Origin of the sequence: Brooklawnia sp. (assembly GCF_032229645.1) — a bacterium.
GTDB lineage: Bacteria > Actinomycetota > Actinomycetes > Propionibacteriales > Propionibacteriaceae > Brooklawnia.
Window position 1 is genome coordinate 22,514 of sequence record NZ_JAVTWX010000137.1, and the last position, 4,526, is coordinate 27,039.

The 4,526-nt window shown below is 65.4% G+C and carries 6 protein-coding genes; all 6 read left to right on the top strand.

Annotation, left to right across the window (positions count from 1 at the left end; genetic code table 11):
- Positions 1 to 38 precede the first annotated feature (38 nt).
- Positions 39 to 779 (top strand): ribonuclease PH, encoded by a 741-nt coding sequence (rph, locus tag AAFP05_RS11515; RefSeq protein ID WP_341730010.1) that lies wholly within the window; start codon positions 39 to 41, stop codon positions 777 to 779.
- A complete protein-coding gene (gene rdgB / locus AAFP05_RS11520) occupies positions 776 to 1,414 on the top strand; it encodes an RdgB/HAM1 family non-canonical purine NTP pyrophosphatase (protein WP_341730011.1) in 639 nt (212 codons plus the stop codon). The genes rph and rdgB overlap by 4 nt, the downstream gene beginning before the upstream one ends.
- Positions 1,411 to 2,226, top strand: a complete 816-nt coding sequence (locus AAFP05_RS11525; RefSeq protein ID WP_341730012.1) for a thymidylate synthase — start codon at positions 1,411 to 1,413, stop codon at positions 2,224 to 2,226. Before rdgB ends, AAFP05_RS11525 begins: the two co-directional genes overlap by 4 nt.
- Positions 2,227 to 2,263: 37 nt before the next feature.
- A complete protein-coding gene (locus AAFP05_RS11530; protein WP_341730013.1) occupies positions 2,264 to 2,767 on the top strand; it encodes a dihydrofolate reductase in 504 nt (167 codons plus the stop codon).
- A complete protein-coding gene (locus AAFP05_RS11535; RefSeq protein ID WP_341730014.1) occupies positions 2,764 to 3,189 on the top strand; it encodes a MaoC/PaaZ C-terminal domain-containing protein in 426 nt (141 codons plus the stop codon). Before AAFP05_RS11530 ends, AAFP05_RS11535 begins: the two co-directional genes overlap by 4 nt.
- A gap of 13 nt (positions 3,190 to 3,202) precedes the next feature.
- A partial coding sequence (locus tag AAFP05_RS11540) for a DNA polymerase IV (RefSeq protein ID WP_341730015.1) occupies positions 3,203 to 4,526 on the top strand: 1,324 nt, incomplete at its 3' end.

The window sequence follows — 4,526 nt, forward strand, 5'->3', positions numbered from 1 at the left end:
GAGCTTTACGTCTCTCGGTCTTCGTCGGGGTAGCTTAGGTGAACGTGAGCGATCGAATCGATGGACGCGGACCGGCCGACTTGCGGCCGGTGTCATTCAGTAGGGGCTGGCTGGACCACGCCGAAGGATCGGTGCTGGTGGAGTTCGGCCGTACCAGAGTGTTGGTGGCGGCCTCGGTGACCCAAGGAGTGCCGCGCTGGCGCAAGGGATCCGGTCTGGGCTGGGTGACGAGCGAATACGAGATGCTGCCGAGGGCCACCAATACCCGCAACGACCGGGAATCCCGCAAGGGACGCATCGGCGGCCGCACCCACGAGATCAGCCGGCTGATCGGGCGCTCGTTACGCGGCATCATCGACTACAAGGCGTTGGGCGAGAACACCATCGTCATCGACTGCGATGTGCTGCAGGCCGACGGCGGCACTCGCACCGCTTCCATCACAGGAGCCTACGTGGCGCTCAGCGACGCTGTTTCATGGCTGCGCGAGCGTGACGCGCTGGCGGGGGAGCCGCTGACCGGTTCCGTTTCGGCTATCAGCGTCGGCGTTGTCGCGGGCAAGCCGATGCTCGACCTGTGCTACGAGGAAGACTCGAGCGCAGATGTCGACATGAACATCGTCTGCTCGGGCGCCGGCGAATTCATCGAGGTGCAAGGCACCGCCGAGGGGGCGCCGTTCGACCGAGAGCTACTCAATCAGCTGCTCGATCTGGGCCAGGCCGGTTGCGCCGAGCTGACTCGGCTGCAGGCGGCGGCCCTGGCATCTCCGGTGCGTCGATGAGCACCAAGGTGCTGCTGGCGACCAATAATGCCAAGAAGCTGCGCGAGCTGCGGCGCATCGTCGCCGAGCAGGGCCTGGATATCGAGATCCTCAGCCTGCGCGATGTCGAGAGTTACCCCGAGCCTGCGGAGACCGAATGGAGTTTCGAGGGCAATGCGCTGATCAAGGCACGTGCCGGGGTTGCGCACACCGGCCTGGTGACACTGGCCGACGATTCGGGATTGTGCGTGGATGCGCTCAACCAGATGCCGGGAGTTCGGTCGTCCAGATGGGCCGGACCAGACCACGACGATCAGGCAAACCTCGACCTGGTGTTGCGCCAGATCGATGACGTGGACGAGCCGTTGCGCGGTGCTCGCTTCGTCGCGGTGGTCGCCCTGGCCGCCCCCGACGGGCGGGAGGCCACCACTCGCGGCGAGATGGGTGGGCGGCTGACCAATGCGCCGCGGGGTGCGAACGGATTCGGCTATGACCCGATCTTTCTCGCCGACGACCAGACCGTGGCGCCGGGCGTCCAGCCTTTGACCACCGCCGAGATGAGCGCCGAGCAGAAGGACGCCATCAGCCACCGTGGCCGTGCGTTGCGTGCGATGATTCCAGAGCTGGTGAAGGTTCTCGGGCTGGAGGTCTCGTGAAGCAGTACCTCGACCTGTTGCGTACCGTCCTGGAAGAGGGCGTCCACAAGCCGGACCGCACCGGCACCGGGACCCGCAGCATCTTCGGCCATCAGATGCGTTTCGACCTGCAGGCCGGCTTCCCGCTGCTGACCACCAAGAAGGTCTTCACCCGCGGGGTTTTCGGTGAGCTGCTCTGGTTCCTGCGGGGCTCGACGAATATCGGCTGGCTGACCGAGCACAATATTCACATCTGGGACGAATGGGCATCGTCCGAAGGCGAACTCGGGCCGATCTACGGCTACCAGTGGCGCAGCTGGCCGACCCCGGATGGCGGCCACGTCGATCAGATCACCCAGGTGATCGAGGCGATCAAGCAGAACCCCGATTCGCGTCGCCACATCGTCTCGGCGTGGAATGTCGGAGAGATTCCGCAGATGGCGTTGCCGCCGTGCCACGCCCTCTTTCAGTTCTATGTCGCGCCGCCGACCAGCACGGGCGGCCGCGGGAAGCTGAGTTGCCAGCTCTACCAGCGCTCGGCCGATCTCTTCCTCGGCGTGCCATTCAACATCGCGTCCTATGCCGCCCTCACCCAGATGGTCGCGCAGGTCTGCGATCTTGAGGTAGGCGATTTCGTCCACACCCTCGGGGACGCGCACATCTACGACAACCATGTCGACCAGGTGCGGGAGCAGTTGAGCCGTGAACCGCGGGCACTGCCGAGGCTCTGGCTGAATCCCGATGTGCGCGATATCTTCGAGTTCACGCTCGACGACATCGCGGTGACCGGCTACGACCCGCATCCGGCGATCAAGGCGCCGATAGCGGTCTGAGGCGGGTCCGTTGAGCGGACGCCGATAGGGGAGAGATGTGAAGACGAAGCTGGTGGCGATCGCAGTGGTGGCCAGCAATGGTGTCATCGGCGATGGCAACGATCAGCCGTTCAAGTTCCGCGAGGACTGGGCACGGTTCAAGAAGCTCACCAGGGGTCACAGCCTGATCATGGGACGCAAGACCCATGAGGCGATGGGCCTGCTTCCCGAGCGCACCAGCGTCGTGATCACCCGGCATCCCGACAAGTTGAGCTTCCCGGTCCGCGACGACGGTCGTCCGCATGGTTGTGCGGTGTCCAGTTTCGAGGAGGCGCTCGCCGTCGAAACCGGCGATGCGGACGACATCAGGTTCGTCGTTGGTGGTGGGCAGATCTACCAGATGGCCTGGCCCTACCTGGACGAACTGGACATCACCGAAGTACACGCCGAGGCGGCCGGCTCGGTGCGTTTCCCCAAGATCACTGCCGATGAATGGAAGGAGATCTCGCGCGACCCGCGCGGCGAATTCGATTTCGTCCGGTACGTGCGAACACAATCATGAAGATCAATCTCGAGGCGGGCGATGTCGCCCGGTTCACCAAGACGCTGAGCGAGTCGGATGTCTATCTCTTCGCCGGCATCACCGGCGATCTGTCGCCCAATCACATCAACGAGGAATACGGCCGGACCACCCCCTATGGCGGTCGGATCGCGCACGGGATGCTGGTGTTGAGTCTGTCGTCCGCCTGCTCGACGATGATCCAGGCCAGGGCCGGGCAGGCCTGCGTCAGCTACGGCTATGACAAGGTGCGCTTCACCGCAGGCGTGCTGCTCGGCGATACCCTGACCGTCACCTACACCATCGATGAGGTGGATCATGAGGCGGCGAAGACGTTCGCCGGCATCCAGATCCGCAATCAGCGCGACGAGCTGTGCGCGGTCGCCACGCATATCCTGAAGTTCTTCGACGCGCCGCTGGCGTAGCCGGTCGTGAGCTGTGCGAGCATCGCCGTCGATTCTGCATCTCGATCTGGATGCCTTCTTCGCGTCGGTTGAGCAGCGCGACAAGCCATCGTTGCGCGGCAAGCCGGTGATCGTCGGCGGTATCGGCGGACGGGGCGTGGTCGCCACCGCGAGTTACGAGGCGCGCAGATTCGGCGTCGGTTCGGCGATGTCGACCGGCGAAGCCAGAAGGCGGGCCCCGCATGCTGCCTATCTGGGCGGCCGCTTCGACGCCTACCGGCAATCCAGCCGCATCGTGATGGCGTTGCTGCGCGAGCTGAGCCCGCTGATCGAGCCGCTGAGCCTGGACGAGGCCTATGTCGATCTCACCGCCGGTGGTATCGACACCAGCTCGGTCGCTGGCTTGGACGAGCTGGTCAGCGCGTTGCGCGCCGAACTGACCCGTCGCACCGAGGGACTGAGCGCCTCGGTGGGGGTGGGATCGAGCAAGCTGATCGCCAAGCTCGCTTCCGAGGCGGCCAAACCCAACGGAAGATTGGTGGTGGCTTCGGGCCGCGAGCTCGAGATGATCACCCCGCTTCCGGTGCGGGCTGTGCCGGGTGTCGGGCCGGCCACGATGGAGCGGCTGTCCCGGCTGGGCGTGGCCAGCGTGGCGGATCTTCAGCAGGTGTCTGCGAAAGAGCTGGTCCGCGAACTCGGCTCCGCGACCGGGTCGGCGCTGCACGAACTGGCATTCGCCAGGGACGATCGGCCGGTGCAGGCCGAGCGCGAGGCAAAATCCATCTCGGTGGAGGACACATTCGCCACCGACCTGACCGATCCCGAGCAGATCGCGGGGGTGCTCGACCGGGATGCCATCACAGTGGCCGAGCGGATGCGCAAGGCGGGATTGTTCGCGCGGACGGTGACGATCAAGGTCAGATTGGGGGACTTCACAACGTGGACGCGCTCTCGAACGCTGGAAGGAGCCACCGATTCCGCCGATCGGATCAGGGCCGTCGCACGCGGGCTGCTGGCCGGGTTGTCGATCGGCGGCGGTGTGCGTCTGCTCGGGGTCGGGGTGACGGGCTTCGCCACCGCAGCACAGGAGGAGCTCTTTTGGGCGGACGAGGAACTCGGCCCGGTCACCGAGGAGGTCAGCTCCGTGCCCGCGATGAAACGCCGGCACGGCCTGGGAAGCGCCTGGATCCCCGGCATGGATGTCGAGCACGACGAGTTCGGACGCGGCTGGGTATGGGGTGCCGGCCATGGGGTCGTGACGGTGCGTTTCGAGACTCGGCTGACCGGTGTCGGCCCGGTGCGCTCGCTGGCCGCGGACGATCCGCTGCTGCGTCCGGCCGGTTTGTTACCGATGGAAT